The sequence below is a fragment of the Rhizobium sp. CB3060 genome (assembly GCF_025200735.1).
Lineage (GTDB): Bacteria > Pseudomonadota > Alphaproteobacteria > Rhizobiales > Rhizobiaceae > Rhizobium.
This window is the reverse complement of the sequence record NZ_CP104159.1, coordinates 858,244-881,298: the sequence shown is the minus strand read 5'-3', so window position 1 is coordinate 881,298 and position 23,055 is coordinate 858,244. Positions and strand designations below refer to the sequence as shown.

The window sequence follows — 23,055 nt, the reverse complement described above, 5'->3', positions numbered from 1 at the left end:
AGTCTCTTATGAGCCAGTTAAAATCCGCGAGTATTTTGGATTCTCGCATCCTCATTCCGGCCGTGGGCGCCGCTTTCAAGAAGCTGAACCCACGGACACTAGCCAAAAACCCCGTCATGTTCGTGGTTGCCGTCGTCTCGGCGCTGACCACCGTCCTCTTCCTGCGCGATCTTTTGACGGGCGGCGGCAATCTCGGCTTCTCCCTCCAGATCAACATCTGGCTCTGGTTTACCGTGCTGTTTGCCAACTTCGCCGAAGCCGTCGCCGAAGGCCGCGGCAAGGCTCAGGCCGAGTCGCTGCGCAAATCGCGCACCGAGACCCAGGCGAAGCTTCTGACCGGCAATGGTCGGAGCGATTACAAGATGGTGCCGGGTACCAGCCTCAAGGTCGGCGATGTCGTCCTGGTCGAAGCCGGAGATATCATCCCCTCCGATGGCGAAGTCATTGAAGGCGTCGCCTCGGTCAACGAAGCGGCGATCACCGGTGAATCGGCTCCCGTCATCCGCGAATCCGGCGGCGACCGTTCGGCCGTCACCGGTGGTACGCAGGTGCTGTCCGACGAAATTCGTGTCCGCATCACCGCGGCTGCCGGCTCGACCTTCATCGACCGCATGATCGCGCTCGTCGAAGGCGCGGAACGCCAGAAGACGCCGAACGAGATCGCCCTTAACATCCTGCTTGCCGGCATGACGCTGATCTTCGTGCTGGCCACGGTGACGATCCCGAGCTTTGCGGCCTATGCCGGCGGCTCGATCCCAACCGTCGTTCTCGTCGCCCTGTTCGTGACGCTGATCCCGACCACGATCGGCGCGCTGCTATCGGCGATCGGCATCGCCGGCATGGACCGTCTGGTGCGCTTTAATGTGCTTGCCATGTCCGGCCGCGCCGTCGAAGCCGCCGGCGACGTCGACACGCTGCTTCTGGACAAGACCGGCACGATTACCCTCGGCAACCGTCAGGCCACATCCTTCCGCCCGGTCAAAGGCGTGACGGAGCAGGATCTGGCAGACGCTGCGCAGCTCGCTTCGCTCGCCGATGAGACGCCCGAAGGACGCTCGATCGTCGTGCTTGCCAAGGAGAAATACGCGATCCGCGGCCGCGATATGACCAGTCTGAAGGCTACCTTCGTGCCCTTCACCGCCCAGACCCGCATGAGCGGCGTCGATATCGAGGGCTCCTCGATCCGCAAGGGCGCTGTGGACGCGGTTCTTGCTTATGTCAACGGCAGCGCAGCTTTCGCCTCTGACGCCGGTGCGACCGTGATGTCGCGCACCAACAGCGAGACGATCCGCGATCTGCAGACGATATCGGACGAAATCTCCAAGGCCGGCGGCACGCCGCTTGCAGTCGCCCGCGACGGTCGCCTGCTCGGCGTCATCCAGCTCAAGGATATCGTCAAGGGCGGCATCCGCGAGCGCTTCGCCGAACTGCGCCGCATGGGCATCCGCACTGTGATGATCACCGGCGACAATCCGCTGACGGCCGCCGCCATCGCCGCCGAAGCCGGCGTGGACGACTTCCTCGCTCAGGCAACGCCGGAAATGAAGCTGGCGCTGATGCGCGAGGAGCAGGCGCAGGGCAAGCTCGTCGCCATGTGCGGCGACGGCACCAATGACGCCCCGGCGCTTGCCCAGGCTGACGTCGGCGTCGCCATGAACACCGGCACGGTCGCCGCCCGCGAGGCCGGCAACATGGTTGACCTCGACAGCGACCCGACGAAGCTCATCGAAATCGTGGAGATCGGCAAGCAGTTGCTGATGACCCGCGGTGCGCTGACCACCTTCTCGATCGCCAACGACATCGCCAAATACTTCGCCATCATCCCCGCGATGTTCATCGCCTTCTATCCGCAACTGAAGATGCTGAACGTCATGGGGCTGGCAACGCCGCAAAGCGCCATCCTGTCGGCAATCATCTTCAACGCGCTGATCATCATTGCCCTGATCCCCCTGTCGCTGAAGGGCGTTCGTTATCGCCCGATCGGTGCAGGCGCCCTGCTCAGCCGAAACCTGCTGATCTATGGCGTCGGCGGCATCATCGTGCCTTTCATCGGCATCAAGGCCATCGACATGGCGGTTACCGCCATGGGCCTCGCCTAAGGAGTTCTTGTCATGCTCAAACAAATCAGACCGGCCATCGTCATGATCGTCGTCACCACCGCCGTCACCGGCCTTCTCTATCCGATCGCCATGACTGGTGCCGCCCAGGCGCTCTTCCCTTACCAGGCAAATGGTAGCCTGGTGGAAAAGGACGGCAAGGTGATCGGCTCGACGCTCATCGGCCAGAATTTCACCTCCGACCGCTATTTCCACGGCCGCCCCTCGGCTGCCGGCACCAACGGCTATGACGCTTCGTCCTCCGGCGGCTCCAACCTCGGCCCGACCAGCCAGAAGATGCTCGACCGCATCAAGGGCGATGTCGCAAAACTGCAGGCGGAGAATCCGAATGTGCCGGTCCCGATCGATCTGGTTACGACGTCGGGCAGCGGTCTCGATCCGGATATCTCGCCGGAGGACGCGTACTTCCAGATCCCGCGTGTCGCCAAGGCGCGTGGCATGGATGAGGCCAAGGTCCGCACGATCGTCGATGCCGCCATCGAGCCGCGCGAACTCGGGGTTCTCGGCGAACCTGTCATCAACGTCCTGGCATTGAACCAGGCGTTGGATGCTTCTATGACTCAGTGAGACCAAGGGGTTGAGGTGGCGAGCGCCACCTCAACTTCCGCCGTCATGAAAGAGCAATAATCAATGCCAGACGATAGCCGCGATACGCTGAGCAGGCCCTCACCCGACGCGCTTCTGGAGAAGGCTCGGCAGGAAACGCGCGGCCGCCTGAAGATCTTTCTGGGTGCTGCGCCCGGCGTCGGCAAGACCTACGAAATGCTGATCTCCGGCAAGGCGAAGATTGCCGACGGCGTCGATGTCGTCGTCGGCGTGGTCGAGACCCATGGTCGGCGGGAAACGCAGGCCCTGCTCGAAGGCTTCGAGATCATTCCGCGGGTCAATATCGATTACAAGGGCCGCCCGCTCGACGAGATGGACCTCGATGCCATCCTGAAGCGCCGTCCCGGCCTTGTGCTCGTCGACGAACTCGCCCACACCAATGCCCAGGGCAGCCGCCACCCGAAGCGTTATCTGGACGTCAAGGAGCTGCTGGACCGCGGCATCGACGTCTATACGACGCTGAATATCCAGCATGTCGAAAGCCTGAACGACGTGGTGTCGCAGATCACCCGCGTGCGTGTGCGCGAAACCGTGCCGGATTCGATCATCGACATGGCAGACGATGTGGAAATCATCGATCTGACGCCCGATGACCTGATCAAGCGCCTGCATGACGGCAAGGTCTATGTGTCGAAGACAGCCGAGCGAGCGCTAACCAATTATTTCACTCCCGGCAATCTGACGGCGCTGCGCGAGCTGGCATTGAGGCGCACGGCGCAACGGGTCGACGACCAGCTTCTGACCCACATGCAGGCGCATGCGATCCCCGGCCCGTGGGCCGCAGGCGAGCGTGTTTTGGTCTCCATCGACCATCATCCGCGCTCCACTTCGCTGGTGCGCTATGCGGCCCGCATGGCCTCGCGCCTGCGCGCGCCTTGGGCAGCCGTTTATGTCGAGACCAATCGGTCTATCAGCCTGACGGAAGCGCAGCGTGACACCATTGCGGCGACGTTGCGGCTTGCCGAACAACTCGGCGGCGAAGCCATTACTATTCCCGGCCGCGAGGTCGCCGAAGAACTGCTTCGTCATTCGGCCAGCAACAATGTTACCCATATCGTCATTGGCTCGCCTAAGATCGGAACATGGCGGGATTGGTCCAAGCGCTCCGTCTCCTACGAATTGATCCGCAAGGCCGGCGACATCAGCGTTCATGTCATTTCCGGCAGCGACGCGGAAGGCTCGGCGGCAAGCCGTGGCGTCAGAGCGGCGCCCTCGCCTACCCCGTTCCAGCTTCGCGGCTACATCCTGGCGACGCTCTATGTCGCCGTCGCCCTCGGCTTCTGCGTCATCCTCGACCAAGTGCTTGACGTCCGCAATCTGGCCCTAGTCTTCTTGATGGCCGTATTGGCCTCTGCCGTGACGCAAGGCTTGCGGCCGGCCCTTTATTCCTGCCTTCTTGGTGCGCTTGCCTTCAACTTCTTCTTCCTGCCGCCGCGCTACACGCTGACGATCAGCGATCCGGAAAGCGTGCTCGCCTTCTTCTTCTTCCTCGGCGTCGCCATCGTCGCCAGCAATCTGACCGCAACCGTGCAACGGCAGGCCGCCGCGGCACGCCAGCGGGCGCGCACGACTGAGGATCTTTATCTTTTTTCGAAGAAGCTTGCCGGTACCGGTACACTCGATGACGTGCTCTGGGCGACGGCCTTCCAGCTCGCTTCGATGCTGAAGGTGCGCGTGGTGCTGCTGCTGCCGGAGGATGGCACGATTGCCGTAAAGGCCGGCTATCCGCCTGACGATACGCTTGACGATGCCGATATCGCCGCCGCGCGCTGGGCCTGGGAACACAATCATGCCGCCGGGCGTGGCGCCGATACGCTGCCGGGCGCCAAACGCCTTTATGTGCCGCTGCGTACCGGCCGCACGGCCGTCGGTGTCATCGGCCTCGACAGCGACCGCCGTGACGGTCCGCTATTGACGCCGGAGCAGCAGCGCCTTCTCGATGCGCTGGCCGATCAGGCAGCGCTTGCCATCGAGCGCGTGCAACTGGTCGCCGATGTCGACCGGGCCAAATTGGCCGTCGAGGCCGACCGGCTGCGCTCTGCCTTGCTGACCTCGATCTCGCACGATCTCAAGACGCCGCTCGCTGCGATCCTCGGGGCTGCCGGCACCTTGCGCGACTATCTGGAATCCCTGCCACATGAGGACCGGGTTGATCTTCTGACGACGGTGGTTGATGAATCCGAACGACTGAACCGCTTCATCGCCAATCTGCTCGACATGACCAAGATCGAGTCCGGCGCCATGGAGCCGAATTACGCTTTGCATTATGCCGGCGATATTGTTGGCAGCGCACTTCGGCGTGGGGAGAAAATCCTCGCCCGGCATCGCGTGGAAGTACAGATTCCGGTCGATCTGCCGATGGTTCGGGTCGATCCCGTACTCTTCGAGCAGGTGCTGTTCAATCTGCTCGACAATGCCGCCAAATATGCGCCGGAGGAGTCTGCCATTCGCCTGGAGGCCTGGGCCGATATCGATAATATCGTTTTCCGCGTCATGGACGAGGGCCAGGGCATTCCGCCCGCCGATCTCGAACGCGTCTTCGATATCTTCTATCGCGTGCGCAAGGGCGATCAGGTGCGGGCCGGCACAGGTCTTGGCCTTTCTATCTGCCGCGGCTTCATAGAGGCCATGGGCGGCACGATCACGGCAGGCAACCGCACGGATCGCCAAGGCGCGGTCTTCACCATTCGCCTGCCGAAACCCACGGATGTTCCCAAGCTGGATGACCTGAAATGAACACGACTGCCGTCAAGATACTCGTTGTCGATGACGAGCCGCCGATCCGCAAATTGCTGCGTGTCGGCCTGAGCGCGCAAGGCTATGCCGTCAACGAAGCCCAGAACGCTGCCGCGGCGCGGCTTTCCGTAAAGGAGGATCAGCCCGACCTGATCGTGCTCGACCTCGGTCTACCCGACAAGCCGGGCCATGACCTCTTGCAGGAATGGCGCGAGGACGGATTGCAAATGCCCGTCGTCATTCTCTCGAGCCGCACCGACGAGGCGGGCATTGTCAAGGCGCTGGAAACCGGCGCCGACGACTATGTCACCAAGCCTTTCGGCATGAACGAACTCGGAGCGCGCATACGCGTCGCGCTTCGCCACCGTCTGCAGCAGCAGGGCGAAAAAGCGATTTTCCAGACCGGCGGCCTGTCGATCGATCTCGTCAAGCGCATCGTCAAGGTCGACGGCAAGGAAGTGAAACTCTCGCCGAAGGAATATGACATCCTGCGCGTGCTGGCGCAGCATGCCGGCAAGGTGCTGACGCATCAGTTCCTGTTGAAGCAGGTCTGGGGTCCGGCGGCGGATGTGCAGTATCTGCGCGTCTATGTCCGTCAGCTCCGGCAGAAGGTAGAACAGATTCCGGATCAGCCCCAATACATCACCACGGAGACCGGCGTCGGCTATCGTCTGCGTGAGCCGGAATGAAGCTGTAATCCTCTGGTTTGTGCGATCGCCGGCCTTGTTGCGACGGGCCTGCTATGCGAGGCCATGCCAAAACTATCAATGTCCGAGCATGAGAGTGACAATGGACCTTTCCACCATCATCCTGCCTGAGCACGTCTTCGTCGGCCTTTCCGCGCCGACCAAGTGGCGAGCCTTGCAGATCTTGTCGTCGAAAGCGGCTCATTGCCTCGGTCTCGATGAAGGCTCGGTGCTGCGGGCGCTGGAGGCTCGCGAAAAGCTCGGAACGACCGGCATCGGCAATGGCATCGCCGTTCCGCATGCGGCAATCGTGGGGATGACGAGACCGCGCGGGCTGATGGTTCGTTTCGGCCATCCCCTCGATTTCGAGGCGATCGACGACGTTCCGACGGATCTTGCCTTCGTCCTGCTCTTCGCTGAAAATGGTCGCAGCGAATATCTGAACGTGCTTGCCGCCATCGCCCGGCGGCTCAGAACTGACGGCGTGTTGGCCGCCATGCGCCAGGCAAAAAGTGCCGACGAACTCTATTCCGTTTTCATGTCCGACTCGATCTGCTGACGCGCTATCGGTGTACTACGGCCAAACGATGGGAATGCGATTTCACTTTCCTTGATTCTATGGGATGTCGTTCTATGTAATCGCGTCCGGCGGGAACAATCTTCGTTACTTTATACGACCAAGTTGATAGAGTTAAAGCACAACGAAGGAGGTCACCATGCAGACGATAAAGCTTTCGCGGCTTCTCGCCGCCGCAGTTCTGATCGGCAGTTTTTCGCTCACAGCGGTAGCGCCGACTTGGGCCGCGGATACGACGCTTCTCAACGTTTCCTATGATCCGACGCGCGAATTATACAAGGATTTCAACGAAGCCTTTGCCGCGAAGTGGAAGAAGGACACGGGTGAAAGCATCAAAATCAAAGCTTCGCATGGCGGCTCCGGCGCGCAGGCCCGCTCGGTCATCGACGGTCTTGATGCCGATGTGGTGACGCTGGCACTGGAAGGCGATATCGACGCCATTGCCAAGGCGACAAAGAAAATTCCCGCCGACTGGAAGACTAAGTTCCCGAACAACAGCATTCCCTACACATCGACCATCGTCTTCCTCGTCCGCAAGGGCAATCCGAAGGGCATCAAGGACTGGTCGGACCTCGTCAAGAACGATGTCCAGGTGATTACGCCGAACCCGAAGACTTCGGGCGGAGCTCGCTGGAACTTCCTGGCAGCCTGGGCCTGGGCCAAACAGGCAAACGGCGGTGACGATGCCAAGGCGCAGGAATATGTCACGCAGTTGTTGAAGCACGTACCGGTGCTCGATACCGGTGCTCGCGGCGCCACCACGACATTTGTTCAGCGCGGCCTCGGCGACGTTCTGCTTGCTTGGGAAAACGAGGCTTATCTTTCGCTCGAGGAGCTCGGTCCCGATAAATTCGAGATCGTGACTCCGACGGTTTCAATCCGCGCCGATCCCCCGGTCGCGGTCGTCGACGGCAATGTCGACGCGAAGGGCACCCGAAAGGTTGCCGAAGCCTATCTGAACTATCTCTACTCCGACGAGGGTCAGAAGATCGCCGCCAAGCACTACTATCGGCCGATCAAGCCGGAAGCGGCCGACCCCAAGGATATTGCGCGGTTCCCAAGTTTGAAGCTGGCAACGATTGACGATTTCGGCGGATGGTCCCAAGCTCAGCCGAAGTTCTTTGACGATGGTGGCGTCTTCGACCAGATATACAAGCCGGGACAGTAATTCTTAATGCATATAATAACCCGCAAACGGTGGCGGTTTAGGCAGCCGAGTGTCATTCCGGGCTTCGGATTGGCGCTCGGCGTTACCTTGACTTGGCTCATCCTGATCGTTCTCATCCCGCTCTCGGGATTGTTGTGGAAGAGCAGCTCTCTTGGCTGGTCCAAGTTTTGGGCCCTCGCGCTCGATGTCCGCACGCTTTACGCACTCCGCATGAGCTTTGGCGGCGCGTTCATCGCCGCCATCGTCAATGCGGTGTTTGGCCTGATCCTCGCCTGGGTGCTGGTGCGCTACCGTTTTCCCGGCAAGCGCATTATTGACGCCATGGTCGACCTGCCTTTCGCCTTGCCGACGGCGGTCGCCGGCATCGCGCTGACGACGCTCTATGCGCCGAACGGCTGGATCGGCCAGTTCCTGGAGCCGCTCGGCATCAAGATCGCTTTCACGCCGGCCGGCATCATCATCGCGCTGATCTTCGTCGGGCTGCCCTTCGTCGTGCGGACGGCGCAGCCGGTGATGGAGGAGATCGACCGTGAGGTGGAAGAAGCTGCCGCGACGCTTGGCGCAAATCGTTTCCAGACGATCACCCGCGTGTTGTTGCCCGGCCTCGCGCCGGCAGCCCTCACCGGTTTTGCTCTCGCTTTCGCGCGCGCGGCCGGCGAATACGGTTCGGTGATCTTCATCGCCGGCAACAAGCCCTACGTCTCCGAAATCGCGCCATTGCTCATCGTCATCCGTCTTGAGGAATATAATTACGCTGCGGCGACGGCGATCGCGACCATGATGCTGATCATCTCTTTCATCATGTTGCTGGTCATCAATCTCATTCAATCCTGGAGCAGAAGGAGATACGGCTATGGCGCATGATGCCGTTTCCCTCGCCGACACAGGTCAATCCGTCATCACCGAGAGCAGATTTGCGCGCTGGATTTTCGTCGCCATCTCGCTTGCCTTCCTGGCACTGATGGTGCTGATGCCGCTTGCCGCCGTTTTCGTCGAAGCGTTCCGCAAAGGTGTCGAAGAGTTCTTCAGCGCCTTGGTGGATGAGGAAACCTTTGCCGCCATCCGGCTGACGCTGATCGTCGCCGGCATCAGCGTGCCGCTGAACCTCGTTTGCGGTGTCGCGGCCGCCTGGGCAATCGCCAAGTTCGAGTTCAAGGGCAAGGCATTCCTGACGACGCTGATCGACCTGCCGTTCTCGGTCTCGCCGGTCATATCGGGTCTGGTCTTCGTGCTGTTGTTCAGCTCGAACAGCGTGCTTGGGCCTTGGCTGCAAAGCCATGGCATCCAGATCCTGTTCGCGGTTCCGGGCCTTGTGCTGGCGACGATGTTCGTCACCTTCCCCTTCGTCGCCCGTGAATTGATCCCGTTGATGCAGGAACAGGGAAATTCCGACGAGGAAGCGGCGTTGTCGCTCGGCGCCAATGGCTGGCAAACCTTCTGGCACGTAACCTTGCCGAACATCAAATGGGGCCTGCTTTACGGCGTTCTCCTTTGCAATGCCCGCGCTATGGGCGAGTTCGGCGCCGTGTCGGTTGTCTCCGGCCATATTCGCGGCGAAACCAACACCATGCCGTTGCAGGTCGAAATTCTCTATAATGAATATAATTTCTCGGGCGCTTTCGCGGTTGCCACGCTTCTCGCCTTGCTTGCCCTTGTCACACTTGTACTGAAGACGCTGTTGGAAATGCGCTATAGCGAAGAGATCGCAGCCAGCCGACGTCACTGAAGGAATTGTTAATGGAAGTTCGCGTTCAAAACCTGCGCAAGGAATTCGGTCGCTTTCCGGCGTTGCATAATGTCTCCCTGGATATTCGCTCTAGCGAGCTTATCGCGCTCCTCGGCCCTTCCGGCTCAGGCAAGACGACGCTCTTGCGTCTGATCGCCGGATTGGAGACGCCGACCGAAGGTCGGATTTTCTTCGGTGATGAAGATGCGTCGAAGAAGACGGTGCAGCAGCGCAATATCGGCTTTGTGTTTCAGCACTATGCGCTGTTCCGCCATATGACGGTGTTGGATAACATATCCTTCGGCCTCAAGGTGCGCACCGCTTCGCGCCGCCCTCCCCGCGCTGAAATCCATCGCCGTGCTCTCGAGCTGCTTGAACTGGTGCAGCTTAGCGGCCTCGAAAAGCGCTACCCGGCGCAGTTGTCCGGCGGCCAGCGCCAGCGCGTGGCGCTCGCCCGGGCCATGGCGGTCGAGCCGAACGTGCTGCTTCTGGACGAACCCTTCGGTGCGCTCGATGCGCAGGTCCGCAAGGATTTGCGCAAGTGGCTGCGTGAAATCCATGATCGTACCGGTCACACCACCGTTTTCGTCACCCACGATCAGGAAGAGGCGCTGGAACTGGCTGACCGTGTCGTCGTGCTCAACAAGGGCGCCATCGAGCAGGTCGGCACGCCGGATGAGATCTACGACACGCCGAACTCGCCCTTCGTCTATGGCTTCATCGGCCAGTCCAACCGCGTGAAGGTGCGTATTTCCAGCGGCGAAATCTGGTTTGACGATCGGCCACTCGGACTCAGCACGCCGCACGAGCCCGATGGTGAAGCCTATCTTCACTTTAGGCCGCACGATATCGAGCTCCGCGACGGTGATGGCGGTTGCATCGCCGGACTGTTGACCTCCAGCCGCCGCGTTGCTGGTACTCGTCATATCGAAATGAACATCGGGGCCAATCAGGAGCCCGTCGAAATCGAGCTGCCGCCGGACAAGGCCGGCGCGCTCGACCGCAACCGCATCGCTTTCAGGCCGACGCGTTGGAGATTGTTCCGAAACGGCGACTGAGGTTTTACGGGGCGGATCGCCGCCCCGACGATTGCTGACCTCGTTTAGTTCTCAATCTTCCGGATGGCCGGCGGCGGCAAAGCCGCCGCCCTGATAGATCACAGCCGGATCATTCGGGTCTTCCGGCGCGGCGTTCGCCAGAACTTCCGCCCGCCAGGGTGAGGAGCTGTCTTTCGGCTTCCAGCCGAGGAAAGCAGCGTTGCGATTGTCCCACCATTGTTCGTCATTATCGGAGGCGCCGTAGACGATCGTGTGTCCGAGCCGAGGTGTCTCAAAGGCGCGGTCGCAGAGCGTCATCAAATCGCGGGCGCTGAGCCACGTCGCCAGCATGCGCGGATTGCGCGGCTCCGGGAAGCAGGAGCCGATGCGTACGGACAAGGTCTCCTGCCCGAACTTATCGAAATAGAGGCTCGCCAGAGCTTCGCCGTAGACCTTCGAGACCCCGTAAAGTGAATCCGGCCGGGTCGGAACCGTGTTGTCGATACGCTCGTCGCGGCGATAGTAGCCGATCGTATGATTGGAGCTCGCAAAGATGATGCGCGGCTTGCCGGCGGCGCGGGCGGCTTCATAGAGATTGTAGAGGCCGATGATGTTGCCCTGCAGGATCAGGTCGAAGGACTTTTCCAGGGAGATCCCGCCAAGATGAATAATGCCGTCGACACCCTTGACCAGTGCCTCGACGCCGCCGCGGTCGGCGAGATCGCAGGCAATGAAGCGTTCGTTCGGACGCAGATCGTCGATCGGCGCAATATCCGAGAGCACGACGGCTTCGGCGATCTGCGAAAGAAGCGGCCGCAGTGCCTGGCCAACGCCGCCGGCAGCGCCGGTCATCAACAGAGTTTTCAGCATGGTTTTCTCCCATATCGGTGTCATCGAAGTAGAACTTATAATATGGGCTTTCGCTCGTCATCATATATCTGTAATCTCCCTGTTCGAAACTTGGGGATGTCGGAATGCCGAGAAGCGCAGCGATCAAGACAAGGGAGCGTAACGAACGGCCGACGGGCCGGCGCAATTTGGTGGACATTGTCGGCCGGCAACTGCGCCAGGAGATACTTGGCGGCGTCTTGAAGCCTGGCGAAAAATTGCCGAGCGAAAGCGGCCTCACCGAACGATATAAGGTCAGCCGCACCGTCATTCGCGAAGCGATCGCTTCAATGCGTGCGGATGGACTAGTCGAGGTGCGCCACGGCATCGGCGTCTTCGTCCTTCACGCAAGGCCGCCCTTCCCCGCCGCGGGCTTGCTGGACACCGATCCGGGTCGGATCTCCTCCATCATCGAAATGCTGGAATTGCGCGCCGCGGTGGAAACCGAAGCGGCTGGCCTCGCCGCCGCCCGCCGCTCGCCGGCGCAGGACGAGGCGATCATCGAGCGGTTCGAAGATATCGATCATGCCATGGAGCGCGGCATCGCGACATCGGAGGCCGATTTCGCGTTTCATCTCGCCATTGCCGACGCCACCAACAATCCGCGCTTCCGTGAGTTTCTGGAGTTGACCGGCAAGAGGGCGATTCCCCGCTCCTTCCTGCAGGATCAGCCGGACGAAATCGCATCCGCCGACTATCTGGCGCAGATCCAAGCAGAACACCGACGCATTGCTGAAGCCATATCGGATCGCGATGAACACGGCGCACGCGAGGCAATGCGACTGCATTTGAAGGGCAGCCAGCAGCGGTATCGAAGCCTGATCCGAAGGGGAACTTGAACGTAGACATATGATAACAGATTGACTGTTGTCATATGTCATCTATGATCCCGTCAACTCAGAAGGATTTTGGAGGATCATCGTGTCCATGGACCCGCAAGCTCTCAAGGCCGCGCTTGGCGCCGGGCTCTTGTCTTTTCCCGTGACGCCGTTTGGCAAGGATGGCAACTTCAATCGCGCTGCCTATAGCGATCATGTCGGCTGGCTTTCGGGCTTCAAGGCAAGCGTGCTTTTCGCCGCCGGCGGCACCGGCGAATTCTTCTCGCTGGCGCCGGATGAAATCCCGACAATCGTCAGCGCCGCAAAGGCGGCCGCGGGCGATACGCCGATCGTCGCGGGTTGCGGTTATGGCACGCGCATCGCCGTTCAGATCGCTCAATCGGCGGAGAAAGTCGGGGCAGACGGCATCCTGCTTCTCCCGCATTACCTGATCGAGGCGCCGCAGGACGGCATGTTCCAGCATATCAAGGCAGTCTGCGATGCCGTTTCGATCGGCGTCATGGTCTATAATCGCGACAATTCCATTCTGACGGCTGAAACGCTTGCTCGGCTCTGCGATGCCTGCCCGAACCTCGTCGGTTTCAAGGACGGCTCCGGCGATATCGGCCTGGTGCGCAAGATCACCGCGACGATGGGTGAGCGACTGACCTATCTCGGCGGCATGCCGACGGCCGAGCTTTTCGCCGACGCCTATCTCGGTGCGGGTGTCACGACCTATTCCTCGGCCGTTTTCAACTTCGTACCGGCGTTGGCGCAAGATTTCTACAAGGCGCTGCGCGCAGGCGACACGGCGGCGACCAACAAGCTGCTGATCGATTTCTTCTATCCCTTCATGAACATCCGCAACCGCCAGAAGGGCTATGCCGTGTCGGCTATCAAAGCCGGCGTCCGGTTGCTCGGCTTTGATGCCGGTTCGGTTCGCCCGCCGCTGACCGACCTGACCGAACAGGAAGTTGCCATGCTCGATGATCTGATCAGGCCGTACCGCCCATGAAAATCTCCGCTGTTCACACCCATCTGCTCGACCATAAGCTGGATCACGCCTTCGAAAGCGCTTCCATGCGCTTCGACCGCCGCCAGCATTGCCTCGTCGAAATCGTCTGCGATGACGGTACCGTCGGCTGGGGCGAATGCCTCGGCCCGGCCGGCCCCAACGCCGTGGTGGTGAAAGCCTACACCCCTCGCCTGCTCGGCCGCGATCCGCGTGATACTGAGGTGATCTGGCTCGAACTCTACAATCTCCTACGCGATCAGGGCCAACGCGGCCTGACGGTGACGGCGCTCAGCGGCATCGACATCGCGCTCTGGGATATCAAAGGCAAGCACCACGGCACCTCCGTGTCGCGGCTGCTCGGCGGCCGCTTCCGCGAGAATGTGAAGGCCTACGCCACCGGTTCCTTCCGAAAGGATGGCGTCGACCCGGTCTCCGATATCGCCGCCGAAACCGCCGCCTATGTTGCCCAAGGGTTCCATGCGGTGAAGATCAAGATCGGGTTTGATGTCGAAGAGGATATCGCCGTCATCCGCGCCGTGCGCGAAGCAATCGGTCCCAATATACGGCTGATGATCGATGCCAATCACGGCTATGACGCGCTGGAAGCCTGCACGGTCGGCAAGGCGGCTGCGAAATACGGCGTCGATTGGTTCGAAGAGCCGGTCGTTCCGGAACAGCTCAGCGCCTATCGCGCCGTGCGCGCCGGCCAGCCGATCCCTGTCGCCGGCGGAGAGACCTGGCATGGCCGCTTCGGCATGCGCGAGCCGCTGGAAACCCGTGCCGTCGATATCATCCAGCCCGATATCTGTGGCACCGGCGGCTTCAGCGAAATGCGCAGGATTGCCGATATGGCCGCCATCAACGGCGTTCGCCTCGTCCCGCATGTCTGGGGAACGGGTGTCGCCATCGCGGCCGGCCTGCAGTTCATCGCCGCCCTGCCCCCGGACCCGCCGCGCCGCAATGGCCGGCCGCCGATCCTGGAATTCGACCGCACCCACAATCCATTCCGCCAGGCCGTGCTGACAAAGCCGCTGGATCATGTGAACGGCGTCGTCGCCATTCCCGATGGCCCCGGTCTCGGCATCGAGATCAACCGCGACGCGCTGGAGCAATACCGGCTGAAGGATTGAGCGGATAAATTCGGCAGGAATTTCGGCCGTTACGGCTGAACGCTATCGATATTGTTTGTGGCCCAAGACCCCTGTTTTGGGCCATACCACATCACCCAATCTTCGCGGTGACCAGCTCCGAACCATAGGCATCCCGCAATTCGCCCTCCTCACCCTTAGCCCGATCGACCGCCTTGTGGATCAGGATTGACGTGTAACCTTCCGTGGCGGTGCCCTCGATCAATGTGACATCCGCATTTCCTGGATTGTCCGAGCGTTCGAACCAATCGACGGAATGATGCAGAAAATTCATTTCGAACGCCCTGTTGGTGACGCCGTGGCCAACGATAATGACATTGTTTCTGCCATGCTTAGCCTCGTGCATGACCGTCTGGAGGAATAGGCGGACCCTCTGCGCCACATCCGCCCTGCTCTCGCCGTCGGGAGGCCTTGCATAGAATTTCCCGTTGTTGTTACGCAGCCTGGCCCATTTTTCGAATTCCTCGGGAAACTTCCGTTTCTGTTCTGCACGATCATAGATTTCGGTGAAGAGGCCGAAATCCTGTTCCCGCAACAGGTAATCCTCCCGAGAGTCGGTGTCGCACTCGCTCGGCAGGACTTCGAGCAAAGCATCCTTGCTCTGTAGCGTCCTCAGATAAGGGGAATACCAGATGCTCAGTTTTGACGCTTCAGCGCTTGGTCGGGCTTTCAGATGGGAGGCGATCACACGTCCGGCTTCCAGCACCTGCCGATAGCCCCACTGCGTCAACGGAACGTTGTGATCACCGAACTGCCGGTAAGCCTGCTCGCTGATGTTGCCAAGGGATTCGCCGTGTCGAACGAGAAAGATGTGCATCACAATCCGCATTGTCTGATCTGAAATCGAGGTCATCATGAATGGGAAGCGCAGAGTGCGCAACGCATTAGCTTCTTTGCCCCGGATGATTTCATGGGATGGATCGAAACGGCAGTCGACCTTTTCGGCTTAGCGCCGCATGCCCGATTTCAAGCAGATTCGGCCCGCGCCTCTGTTTCCGCCCTCAGTGTTTCCAGGCTGACGACTGCCTTGATCGGCAGATGATCAGAGGCGACACGCGCCAATGGCGAGTCATGAACCTCCACTGTCGAGATCAGCCCGCGGCGATTGGCCATGATGCGGTCCAGCGCCAGAAGCGGCAGGGTGGAGGGAAAGCTTGGCACGGCCGGTGGCAGCGGGCCGAAGGCGGCCTGGAAGGTGTTGAGCGACGAGCGGTCGCCGAGCCGCCATTCGTTGAGATCGCCGAGGAGGATGGTCGGCGTGTCATTGTCGGTTCTCATCAGGTCGACGATCAAACGCGCTTGCTGGGCACGGGAGCTATGCAGCAGCCCGAGATGGGCAGCGATGATCCTGAGCGCTCCGCCGCGGGCCAGTTCGATTTCGGCAAGGAGCGCGCCGCGGGGCTCCAGCCCCGGCAGGTTGATCTGATGTACATCGCGCACCGTACCCTGCTTGAACAGCACGACATTGCCATGCCAGCCATGCGCCTTGCTGACACCCGCCACGGGCACGGGAATTAGGCCGGTTTCCAGCTCGAGCCGCCGCAGGTCAAGCAGACCCGTGCGTTCGCCAAACCGCGTATCGGCCTCCTGCAAGCCGATGACATCGGCATCGATTTCATGGATGACCCGGCTGATCCGCTCCGGATCGAAACGGCGATCGGCGCCGACGCATTTGTGAACATTGTAGGAGGCGATCAATGTGCCTGCGGGACGTGCTCGTTCGCCGGCATGCATCGTCCGCGACTTCTTTCTGTTCTTCAACGTTTCGAAAATGCTTGCACGGAGACTCTCGTTCTTTTTCCGCATCTGTCCGTTGACCATTTCCGTTGTCAAAGCCTGCCGAGCGGCGTCTTCAGGAGGAGTATAGGGAGTGATTGCCGGCCTTGTCATGTGAAAAGGCTTGTTTGTAGAAAGACGGACCGCGCCACTTTGTTCAGAGATAGGGCGAACCGAGCCACAGGATCTTTTCTATCAGGCGGACGATGAAGGGGCGAGCGCGCAGCTTGCCGAGCTCGACCGGGATCGCCGTTTCGAGGATCGCGCCGATACGCGCATCGAGCGCGCCCGCAAAGCCGCGGTCCATCACCTCCAGATCGACTTCGAAATTCAGCCGTAGAGAGCGCGGGTCAAGATTGGAAGAACCGACATAGGCCCAGGTGCCATCGACCGTCAGCAGCTTCGAATGATTGAAAGGGCCATCAGCCCGCCAGATGCGGCAATAATCCTTCAGCATCTGATCGAACTGCGCGGTCATGGCACGGTCGACAAGCACAAGATTGTTGGCCGCCGGCACGATGACATCCACTTCGACGCCACGTCTTGCCGCTGTCACCAGCGCGCTGATCAACTCGCGATCCGGCAGGAAATAGGGCGACATGATGCGGATGGAGGTGCGGGCGACCGAGAATGCACCGATCAGCATTTTATGGTTCGTCTCGACGCTGCGGTCGGGTCCGGAGGCAATGACGCGCATGAAGACCGGCGCGCCGGGTTCGTTCGCGGGCGTCCCAATCCGCCAGTGGTCACCGCTGAGTGCCTCGCCGGTGGCAAAACGCCAGTCCTCGGCGGCCGTGTTGAACAGATCGGCGACGGCGGGGCCGGTGACGCAAAAATGCATGTCGCGGGCGCAGTGATCCCCGGCGAACTCCCTGGCGAAACCCTTGCGGATATTCATGCCGCCGGTAAAGGCAATGCGGCCGTCAATGGCCAGGATCTTACGGTGGGTGCGCAGATTGGCATAGGGCAACCTGAGGCCGATGATCACATTGCCGTTGAAGACGTCCACCTGCACGCCGCCTTCTTTGAGATGGCCCATGATGCTCGGCACCGAATACCGTGCGCCGACCGCATCGATCAGCACGCGCACGCTGACGTCTCGTTTGACCGCCTCAATCAGCGAATCGGCGATGCGCAGGCCGATCGGATCGCGGTCGAAAATATAGGTCTCCAGCAGGATGCTGCGTTCGGCGCCATCGATGGCGGCTTTCATCGCAGCGTAGGCGACATCGCCGCTCTCCAGCATTTCGATGGTATTGCCCGTACTCATCGGATAGCGCGCCACGCGGTCGCCAAGCGTCTTCATGGATCCGAAGCGCTCGCCAAAGATCCGGCGCACGACTTCGCCCTGCGCATCGAAGCTCGCGAGTACGCCCGAGGCATCCTTCTGGAACAGGACGTTGCGCTGCGAGGTTAGCGAAGCCCGGCGGATGCGGTTGATACCGGCCACTGCATAGAGCAGAGCCCCCACGATGGGCGACAGGATGATGACGCCGACCCAGCCGATCGCCGCGCGAACCTCTTCCTTCGTCATCGCCGCATGAATGGCCGCTGCCGCCCCCATGGCGATGGAAAGGACAGCGAGGATTTGGCCCCAATGGGCAATCACCAGGTCAAACATGGGGGGAGTATAACTTTGCCCGTGAAAGCTGCAATCGATCGCAAGGTCTATTCCCGGTCCCGTCGACAAAACGTTCTATGAAAAGACTGTGTATTAGATGTTTTTAAATTGAATGACGATTATGCTCTCGCCATATTGGCGGTTCGGTCGCTTCGCTATCGTCCATCACAGTACACGAGCGAAGCACCTGGCGCAGCCTGGGCATTGAGACAGGGAGAGTTTTGCTCCGTGGTCCCTCAGAGCCGGCATGCCGGCTGCTCGGGAAGGCATGAAAGCCCGCATTTCAAGACGGGCATTTTTTCTTCAACCATGTTCAATAATGCGAACGGAGGACGGCAATGTTGGAATCCCGGGACGAATGGATCAAGAAGCGCGCCTACGCCATATGGGAGGAAGAAGGATATCCTTCCGGCCGTGATACGGTTCATTGGGAACAGGCGAGCAGCGAGCGCATCGCGCTTGAGAAAAAGGCCGGAAAGAAGGAGAAGGTCGACACTAAACCTAAGACCGACTCCAAACCCAAGATAAAGGGTCAAGCGGCTGCTGTAATGGCTGCGGCCGTTGCCGGAGCGACCGCAAAGGCCGCGACGAAACGAGCGTCAAAAAAGACCGGTGACGCGAAGATCTGACGTAAACTTTGCGGTTGGTGAGACAATCGGCGACATGATCGGCCCGGGTTGAGTTCGGGCCGTTGGCTTGTTGCGCCATGTTGCCGAATTTTCGCAAGGATTTCGGTAAATTACGCGTCCTGCGCGAATAGATGTCACATATCCATGGTACGTAGCGAAAAGGGAACTTCGCCAGGGTAATAACGACATGAATCGCGTTGAAGTCTTTGTTCTGGCTGTCGGGGCAGGCTGCTGCTTGGCGGCTGGATCGACGTAAACCCATGCTATCCCTCCTCCTTCTCGCCACTCTTTATCTCTTCGCAGCGCTGGTTCTGATCTTCATCATCGACCGCTCTGTCGGCATCATGTTCCCCGCATCGACTGAGGATACGCGCACCGCGGCGCACCCTCCCCTCCCAGATGCTTCGAACTGATCGCCCATATTCCTGCTGAAATCGGAACTTTTTCCGTGGCGTTGGGTTGGTTTTCTCACAGGCAACAAGGAGAAACATCATGCCCCGAGGAGACAAATCCGCATATACCGACAAGCAGAAGCGCAAGGCTGAACATATCGAGGAAAGCTACGAGAGCCGTGGCGTTTCCGATGAAGAAGCCGAACGTCGTGCCTGGGCGACCGTAAACAAGGAAAGCGGCGGCGGTAAAAAATCCGGCTCCGGCCGAGGCCATAGCGAAAGCCACGCATCCTCTGAAAAGGGCGGACGCATCGGCGGCAAGGCATCCGCGAGCCGCTCTGCGAGCGAACGTTCCGCATCGGCAAAGAAGGCCGCTGCAACGCGCAAACGCAACGAGCACCGCGCTCATCACTAACGTCAAATTCTTGAGGAAGGAGCCCTGCTATGGCCCGATCCCAAAAGAAGAAATGGTCACATGACGTGACCGAGAACAGCGACGCCTTGGACTTGAAAGACGGCGTCTTCAAATCGCGCGATCCCAAGGCCATTGCCGACTCTCTCAAGCATTCCGCAGAGGCGAGCGATCGCCGCAAGTCCAGCCCCTTCCGTTCCGCTATGTCGATGCTAAATTTCTATATCAATCGCGCCGGCAGCCATCTCAGCAAGCGGCAGAAACAGACGCTCGAAGCCGCCAAGGATGAGTTGCGCAAGGATTTTGGCCGCGAACCGAAATAGACCTGCAACGGGACGGAAGGATTCTTGAATGCCCTATGAGCTTTACTACTGGGACGGCATCCAAGGCCGTGGCGAGTTTGTGCGCTTGGCGCTCGAAGAGGCCGGCGCCGACTATATCGACATCTGCCGGGGTCCTGCGAGCGAAGGCCAAGGCATTCACGCGATGATGGCGGTGATGAAGAGCAAATCCGAGGCGCATATACCGCTTGCCCCTCCTTTCCTGAAAGACGGCGATCTCATCATCTCCCATGTCGCCAATATCCTGATGTATCTCGGTCCGAAACTTGGGCTCACACCTGAGGATCCAGCCGCGCGCCATGTCGTAAACGGATTGCAACTGACGATCACCGATCTTGTTGCCGAAGTGCACGATACGCACCATCCGATCGCCACCTCAAAATATTATGAGGAGCAGAAGGAGGAGGCCAAGGCCCGCGCTGCCGAGTTCATCGATAATCGCATGCCGAAATTCCTCGGCTATTTCGAACGCGTTCTGCGGCAAAACCCGCACGGGCCAGCGCACATATTCGGCGATCGGCTGACCTATGTCGATCTGTCTCTATTCCAGGTGTTCGAAGGACTGCGTTACGCCTTTCCTCGTGCGACGTCGCAACTGAGCACTCAATATCCGCACCTAGCAGCTCTGCATGATGCCGTCGCTGAACGGCCGAACATCGCCCGCTATCTCAAATCTGAGCGCCGCATTCCTTTTAATGAAGACGGCATCTTCCGGCACTATCCCGAATTGGATAAAAATGCGGCATGAGCGAAGCAGCTTTGTTGGCTCGGTTCCTGCCGGTCTGCTGGGGCATTTGGGCAGTAATTTGGTTTGTTGCATCGTTCCGCGTCAAGAAGACGACGCGGAGCGAAGATCCGTTGTCACGGCTATCAAACACGGCACCTATCTGGATCGGCGCTTTTTTGCTGGCGGCGCCGCCATCTTGGCTCGGCCTCCTGTCCTTCCGGCTCCTCCCGCAAGATCTGATCTATTACGGCATCGGCGCGGCTCTGACCGTCATCGGCCTCGCCTTCGCCGTCTGGGCGCGCTATCACCTCGGCCGTAATTGGAGTGGCGTGATCACCGTCAAGGAAGATCATGCGCTCATCCGCACCGGCCCCTACGCCATCGTTCGCCATCCGATCTATTCCGGCCTGCTGCTTGCCGTCATCGGCTCTGCAATCACCCGCGGCCATATCGGCGCGATGCTCGCGATCGCATCCATGTTGTACGCCGTCCTGCGCCGTGTCCGCATCGAGGAGCGCTGGATGAGCGAGACATTCGGCCAAGCCTATACGGACTACAAGGCCGAGACGCCAGCGCTGGTGCCGTTCGTCGCGTAGGATTTGTCGTAAAGCGTTGCGATATGCCGGCACCCCCTGATCCTATTGAAAGGCGGTTCGACTATCCGGTATCGCCCCACTAGCTTCTATGTCGGAGGCACCGCTGGCGTAAGACCATGACGGATCATGATTTCCGCCATTTTCGCCCGATCTGGCGGACCTCCGGCGGCCGCGTTGAGCACCGCGAAGGCCTCGCGGAAATATTCCGGCCCGATCGCTGCCGGTGTGGCCACACAGAGTGCCTTTACGTCCTGGCCGCCGTTGTTATCAAACCGATGAACGGCGCCGCGCGGAATGCACAGTACCTGCCCCGGCCCGACGTCGATCTGCTTTTCATCCACCGTCCAGGTCAGCACCCCTTCGAGGCCGTAGATCGTCTCCTCGTAGTGATTGTGGCTGTGAGCCGGCGCCGGCAGTCGCAGCGCGGCGGGGACCATGAGTTCGAAGGCCGCAATGCTGTCGTTCGAGTTGTCCGCAGTCACAAGGAAGCGAACGGCGAACCCTTTGGAACCAATGGTTTCGTCGGAAGGATTGACACGGAGATTAGCGGTTTCATGTGGCATTGCAAAGCTCCCATCGGTAAATTAAATTTACCGTCTAGAAGTAAATGAAGTTTACCGGGTCGTCAATGTCTACAGTCACGAAAGCTTGCCGATGAAGACCGAAGATATACTGATAGGGGCCCTGCTACGCGTGCCCGCCCAGGCAATTCAGCGCCGGTTGATTAAGGGGCTCAACGCCACCGGCTTTGAGGAACTGCGTCTGCCGCATATGGCGGTTCTGCAATTTCCAGGACCGGACGGGGCAAGGCCGGGTATGATCGCCGAACGCGCCGGCATGAGCAAACAAGCCATCAACCAGCTACTCCGCAGCCTCGAGGGCTTCGGCTATATTGTCCGCTCCGATGTTCCAGGCGAAGGCAACGCGCGTATCGTCCGCTTTACTGAACGCGGACACGCTGCATTCGGGAAGATGGTCGACATATTGCGCGACATTGAGGACGAGTGGCGCGTCGAGCTCGGGCCGGAGCGTTTCGCCGAACTCAAGGCGCTGCTGTTTGACGTCTGGGACAGTCCACTGGTGCGCTAGATCAAATCATTTGCAACGCGTTCTAGCTTCTCAGCGGTTCGGCCGCCTCGAAGAAATCGGCCCACGGGTCGGCGGAGCGTTCGTCGAGCCGTGAGGCTGCATTTTTTACCGTGAATGACGACGGGCCGGTGCGATCCGTCAATTCGTCCCAGGCAAGTGGCATCGAAATCGCCGCTCCCGGTCTTGCGCGGGTCGAATAGGCTGCTACGGCCGTATTGCCGCGGCCATTGCGCAGATAGTCGATGAAAATGTGGCCGGCCCGTTTCGCCTTCGCTGCGACGGAGAGGTATTTTTCGGGATTGTCGGCGCTCATGCCCTCCGCGATCGCTTCCGCAGCGGCTTTGACATCCGGCCACGCAGCCTTTGGCTCGAGAGGGGCGACGACATGCAATCCCTTGCCGCCGGACGTCTTGACGAAGGAGGCAAGGCCCAAAGCCTGGAACCGTTCCTTGATTTCCTTAGCCGCCGCAATGACCGCGCTCCAGGCAACATCCTCGCCGGGATCGAGATCCATGATGATCATGTCCGGCTTTTCCCAATGCGCCGTTGTCGCGCCCCAGGGGTGGATTTCGAGGGAGGCGGATTGGACCAGTGCAACAAGGCCGTCGAAATCCTTGATCCGCAACAGCTTTTCCCCGTCCTTTTCCTCCGGGTCGGCTATCTCTTCGATATGCCGATTGATGCCTTTCCAAGCATGCTTCTGAAAGAAACGCGGACCCTTTATGCCATCCGGGCAACGCAGCAATGCCAAGGGCCGATCGACGACGAAAGGCGCCATGCGCGGCCAGGCAAGCGCGTAATAATCGACCAGATCCTGTTTGCTGACGCCGTCGTCCGGCCAATAGATCCGCTCCGGATGCGTCAATTGCACGGAGGTCTTTACAAGGTCTCGTGTGGGCGTCTTTGCCATATCGCGTACGCTCCATCATGGATATTGACGCCGCCTAAAA

At 60.1% G+C, this 23,055-nt stretch carries 25 protein-coding genes; 19 read left to right on the top strand and 6 right to left on the bottom strand.

What is annotated here, in order from left to right:
• Window positions 1–8: 8 nt before the first annotated feature.
• The 9 genes from kdpB to N2601_RS23385 all read left to right on the top strand — a co-directional run bounded on the left by kdpB (window position 9) and on the right by N2601_RS23385 (window position 10,674).
• Window positions 9–2,099, top strand: coding sequence for a potassium-transporting ATPase subunit KdpB (gene kdpB / locus N2601_RS23425; protein WP_104826725.1), 2,091 nt, complete (start codon window positions 9–11; stop codon window positions 2,097–2,099).
• Window positions 2,100–2,111: 12 nt separating this feature from the next.
• A complete protein-coding gene (kdpC, locus tag N2601_RS23420) occupies window positions 2,112–2,684 on the top strand; it encodes a potassium-transporting ATPase subunit KdpC (RefSeq protein WP_104826724.1) in 573 nt (190 codons plus the stop codon).
• A 63-nt stretch (window positions 2,685–2,747) separates the two neighbouring features.
• Complete coding sequence (locus tag N2601_RS23415) at window positions 2,748–5,459, top strand: sensor histidine kinase (protein WP_104826723.1); 2,712 nt, start codon at window positions 2,748–2,750, stop codon at window positions 5,457–5,459.
• Window positions 5,456–6,148 (top strand): response regulator transcription factor, encoded by a 693-nt coding sequence (locus N2601_RS23410; protein ID WP_104826722.1) that lies wholly within the window; start codon window positions 5,456–5,458, stop codon window positions 6,146–6,148. The genes N2601_RS23415 and N2601_RS23410 overlap by 4 nt, the downstream gene beginning before the upstream one ends.
• Before the next feature lie 100 nt (window positions 6,149–6,248).
• Window positions 6,249–6,704 (top strand): PTS sugar transporter subunit IIA, encoded by a 456-nt coding sequence (locus N2601_RS23405; protein WP_104826721.1) that lies wholly within the window; start codon window positions 6,249–6,251, stop codon window positions 6,702–6,704.
• Between the two features lie 157 nt (window positions 6,705–6,861).
• The gene (locus tag N2601_RS23400) at window positions 6,862–7,890 is read left to right on the top strand and encodes a sulfate ABC transporter substrate-binding protein (RefSeq protein WP_104826720.1); all 1,029 of its coding nucleotides are present in this window, start codon (window positions 6,862–6,864) and stop codon (window positions 7,888–7,890) included.
• Between the two features lie 6 nt (window positions 7,891–7,896).
• Window positions 7,897–8,754 (top strand): sulfate ABC transporter permease subunit CysT, encoded by an 858-nt coding sequence (gene cysT / locus N2601_RS23395; protein ID WP_104826719.1) that lies wholly within the window; start codon window positions 7,897–7,899, stop codon window positions 8,752–8,754.
• The gene (cysW, locus tag N2601_RS23390) at window positions 8,744–9,616 is read left to right on the top strand and encodes a sulfate ABC transporter permease subunit CysW (RefSeq protein WP_104826718.1); all 873 of its coding nucleotides are present in this window, start codon (window positions 8,744–8,746) and stop codon (window positions 9,614–9,616) included. Before cysT ends, cysW begins: the two co-directional genes overlap by 11 nt.
• Before the next feature lie 11 nt (window positions 9,617–9,627).
• Window positions 9,628–10,674, top strand: coding sequence for a sulfate/molybdate ABC transporter ATP-binding protein (locus tag N2601_RS23385; RefSeq protein WP_104826717.1), 1,047 nt, complete (start codon window positions 9,628–9,630; stop codon window positions 10,672–10,674).
• 51 nt (window positions 10,675–10,725) lie between these two features.
• Here the strand turns inward: N2601_RS23385 and N2601_RS23380 are convergent, their stop codons facing one another.
• Window positions 10,726–11,523, bottom strand: a complete 798-nt coding sequence (locus tag N2601_RS23380; protein WP_104826716.1) for an NAD-dependent epimerase/dehydratase family protein — start codon at window positions 11,521–11,523, stop codon at window positions 10,726–10,728.
• Between the two features lie 104 nt (window positions 11,524–11,627).
• Between N2601_RS23380 and N2601_RS23375 the strand changes: the two genes are divergently transcribed.
• The 3 genes from N2601_RS23375 to N2601_RS23365 all read left to right on the top strand — a co-directional run bounded on the left by N2601_RS23375 (window position 11,628) and on the right by N2601_RS23365 (window position 14,504).
• On the top strand, window positions 11,628–12,380 hold the full coding sequence (locus N2601_RS23375) for a FadR/GntR family transcriptional regulator (RefSeq protein WP_104826715.1): 753 nt from the start codon (window positions 11,628–11,630) through the stop codon (window positions 12,378–12,380).
• Between the two features lie 88 nt (window positions 12,381–12,468).
• A complete protein-coding gene (gene kdgD / locus N2601_RS23370) occupies window positions 12,469–13,374 on the top strand; it encodes a 5-dehydro-4-deoxyglucarate dehydratase (protein ID WP_260305058.1) in 906 nt (301 codons plus the stop codon).
• Entirely contained in the window at window positions 13,371–14,504 is a 1,134-nt protein-coding gene (locus N2601_RS23365) for a mandelate racemase/muconate lactonizing enzyme family protein (RefSeq protein WP_104826713.1), read from the top strand. The genes kdgD and N2601_RS23365 overlap by 4 nt, the downstream gene beginning before the upstream one ends.
• Window positions 14,505–14,595: 91 nt before the next feature.
• Here the strand turns inward: N2601_RS23365 and N2601_RS23360 are convergent, their stop codons facing one another.
• From N2601_RS23360 to N2601_RS23350, 3 genes are all read right to left on the bottom strand, one after another.
• Window positions 14,596–15,339: a histidine phosphatase family protein gene (locus N2601_RS23360; protein WP_104827877.1), complete on the bottom strand. Its 744-nt coding sequence runs from the start codon at window positions 15,337–15,339 to the stop codon at window positions 14,596–14,598.
• 149 nt (window positions 15,340–15,488) lie between these two features.
• Entirely contained in the window at window positions 15,489–16,328 is an 840-nt protein-coding gene (locus N2601_RS23355; protein WP_104826712.1) for an endonuclease/exonuclease/phosphatase family protein, read from the bottom strand.
• Between the two features lie 127 nt (window positions 16,329–16,455).
• A complete protein-coding gene (locus N2601_RS23350; RefSeq protein WP_104826711.1) occupies window positions 16,456–17,919 on the bottom strand; it encodes a phospholipase D-like domain-containing protein in 1,464 nt (487 codons plus the stop codon).
• A gap of 338 nt (window positions 17,920–18,257) precedes the next feature.
• Between N2601_RS23350 and N2601_RS23345 the strand changes: the two genes are divergently transcribed.
• From N2601_RS23345 to N2601_RS23320, 6 genes are all read left to right on the top strand, one after another.
• Window positions 18,258–18,548, top strand: a complete 291-nt coding sequence (locus N2601_RS23345; protein WP_104826710.1) for a DUF2934 domain-containing protein — start codon at window positions 18,258–18,260, stop codon at window positions 18,546–18,548.
• Between the two features lie 260 nt (window positions 18,549–18,808).
• Window positions 18,809–18,961 carry a hypothetical protein gene (locus N2601_RS23340; RefSeq protein ID WP_199773649.1) on the top strand — a complete coding sequence of 51 codons (153 nt, stop codon included), beginning with the start codon at window positions 18,809–18,811 and terminating at the stop codon, window positions 18,959–18,961.
• Window positions 18,962–19,040: 79 nt separating this feature from the next.
• Entirely contained in the window at window positions 19,041–19,355 is a 315-nt protein-coding gene (locus tag N2601_RS23335) for a plasmid stabilization protein (RefSeq protein WP_104826708.1), read from the top strand.
• 29 nt (window positions 19,356–19,384) lie between these two features.
• Window positions 19,385–19,675 (top strand): DUF3175 domain-containing protein, encoded by a 291-nt coding sequence (locus N2601_RS23330; protein ID WP_104826707.1) that lies wholly within the window; start codon window positions 19,385–19,387, stop codon window positions 19,673–19,675.
• 28 nt (window positions 19,676–19,703) lie between these two features.
• Window positions 19,704–20,441 (top strand): glutathione S-transferase, encoded by a 738-nt coding sequence (locus N2601_RS23325; RefSeq protein ID WP_104826706.1) that lies wholly within the window; start codon window positions 19,704–19,706, stop codon window positions 20,439–20,441.
• Complete coding sequence (locus N2601_RS23320; protein ID WP_104826705.1) at window positions 20,438–21,016, top strand: methyltransferase family protein; 579 nt, start codon at window positions 20,438–20,440, stop codon at window positions 21,014–21,016. Before N2601_RS23325 ends, N2601_RS23320 begins: the two co-directional genes overlap by 4 nt.
• 86 nt (window positions 21,017–21,102) lie before the next feature.
• Here the strand turns inward: N2601_RS23320 and N2601_RS23315 are convergent, their stop codons facing one another.
• On the bottom strand, window positions 21,103–21,579 hold the full coding sequence (locus tag N2601_RS23315; protein ID WP_104826704.1) for a cupin domain-containing protein: 477 nt from the start codon (window positions 21,577–21,579) through the stop codon (window positions 21,103–21,105).
• A gap of 91 nt (window positions 21,580–21,670) precedes the next feature.
• Between N2601_RS23315 and N2601_RS23310 the strand changes: the two genes are divergently transcribed.
• Complete coding sequence (locus N2601_RS23310) at window positions 21,671–22,105, top strand: MarR family winged helix-turn-helix transcriptional regulator (protein WP_104826703.1); 435 nt, start codon at window positions 21,671–21,673, stop codon at window positions 22,103–22,105.
• A gap of 22 nt (window positions 22,106–22,127) precedes the next feature.
• Here N2601_RS23310 and ligD read toward each other — a convergent pair whose 3' ends face one another.
• Window positions 22,128–23,015, bottom strand: coding sequence for a non-homologous end-joining DNA ligase (gene ligD / locus N2601_RS23305; RefSeq protein WP_104826702.1), 888 nt, complete (start codon window positions 23,013–23,015; stop codon window positions 22,128–22,130).
• Window positions 23,016–23,055 lie beyond the last annotated feature (40 nt).

Bases quoted from the DNA above. Each gene is read 5' to 3' on its own strand.
- kdpB (WP_104826725.1), top strand. From the start codon at position 9: ATGAGCCAGTTAAAATCCGCGAGTATTTTGGATTCTCGCATCCTCATT.
- kdpC (WP_104826724.1), top strand. From the start codon at position 2,112: ATGCTCAAACAAATCAGACCGGCCATCGTCATGATCGTCGTCACCACC.
- N2601_RS23415 (WP_104826723.1), top strand. From the start codon at position 2,748: ATGCCAGACGATAGCCGCGATACGCTGAGCAGGCCCTCACCCGACGCG.
- N2601_RS23410 (WP_104826722.1), top strand. From the start codon at position 5,456: ATGAACACGACTGCCGTCAAGATACTCGTTGTCGATGACGAGCCGCCG.
- N2601_RS23405 (WP_104826721.1), top strand. From the start codon at position 6,249: ATGGACCTTTCCACCATCATCCTGCCTGAGCACGTCTTCGTCGGCCTT.
- N2601_RS23400 (WP_104826720.1), top strand. From the start codon at position 6,862: ATGCAGACGATAAAGCTTTCGCGGCTTCTCGCCGCCGCAGTTCTGATC.
- cysT (WP_104826719.1), top strand. From the start codon at position 7,897: ATGCATATAATAACCCGCAAACGGTGGCGGTTTAGGCAGCCGAGTGTC.
- cysW (WP_104826718.1), top strand. From the start codon at position 8,744: ATGGCGCATGATGCCGTTTCCCTCGCCGACACAGGTCAATCCGTCATC.
- N2601_RS23385 (WP_104826717.1), top strand. From the start codon at position 9,628: ATGGAAGTTCGCGTTCAAAACCTGCGCAAGGAATTCGGTCGCTTTCCG.
- N2601_RS23380 (WP_104826716.1), bottom strand. From the start codon at position 11,523: ATGCTGAAAACTCTGTTGATGACCGGCGCTGCCGGCGGCGTTGGCCAG.
- N2601_RS23375 (WP_104826715.1), top strand. From the start codon at position 11,628: ATGCCGAGAAGCGCAGCGATCAAGACAAGGGAGCGTAACGAACGGCCG.
- kdgD (WP_260305058.1), top strand. From the start codon at position 12,469: ATGGACCCGCAAGCTCTCAAGGCCGCGCTTGGCGCCGGGCTCTTGTCT.
- N2601_RS23365 (WP_104826713.1), top strand. From the start codon at position 13,371: ATGAAAATCTCCGCTGTTCACACCCATCTGCTCGACCATAAGCTGGAT.
- N2601_RS23360 (WP_104827877.1), bottom strand. From the start codon at position 15,339: ATGCACATCTTTCTCGTTCGACACGGCGAATCCCTTGGCAACATCAGC.
- N2601_RS23355 (WP_104826712.1), bottom strand. From the start codon at position 16,328: ATGCGGAAAAAGAACGAGAGTCTCCGTGCAAGCATTTTCGAAACGTTG.
- N2601_RS23350 (WP_104826711.1), bottom strand. From the start codon at position 17,919: ATGTTTGACCTGGTGATTGCCCATTGGGGCCAAATCCTCGCTGTCCTT.
- N2601_RS23345 (WP_104826710.1), top strand. From the start codon at position 18,258: ATGTTGGAATCCCGGGACGAATGGATCAAGAAGCGCGCCTACGCCATA.
- N2601_RS23340 (WP_199773649.1), top strand. From the start codon at position 18,809: ATGCTATCCCTCCTCCTTCTCGCCACTCTTTATCTCTTCGCAGCGCTG.
- N2601_RS23335 (WP_104826708.1), top strand. From the start codon at position 19,041: ATGCCCCGAGGAGACAAATCCGCATATACCGACAAGCAGAAGCGCAAG.
- N2601_RS23330 (WP_104826707.1), top strand. From the start codon at position 19,385: ATGGCCCGATCCCAAAAGAAGAAATGGTCACATGACGTGACCGAGAAC.
- N2601_RS23325 (WP_104826706.1), top strand. From the start codon at position 19,704: ATGCCCTATGAGCTTTACTACTGGGACGGCATCCAAGGCCGTGGCGAG.
- N2601_RS23320 (WP_104826705.1), top strand. From the start codon at position 20,438: ATGAGCGAAGCAGCTTTGTTGGCTCGGTTCCTGCCGGTCTGCTGGGGC.
- N2601_RS23315 (WP_104826704.1), bottom strand. From the start codon at position 21,579: ATGCCACATGAAACCGCTAATCTCCGTGTCAATCCTTCCGACGAAACC.
- N2601_RS23310 (WP_104826703.1), top strand. From the start codon at position 21,671: ATGAAGACCGAAGATATACTGATAGGGGCCCTGCTACGCGTGCCCGCC.
- ligD (WP_104826702.1), bottom strand. From the start codon at position 23,015: ATGGCAAAGACGCCCACACGAGACCTTGTAAAGACCTCCGTGCAATTG.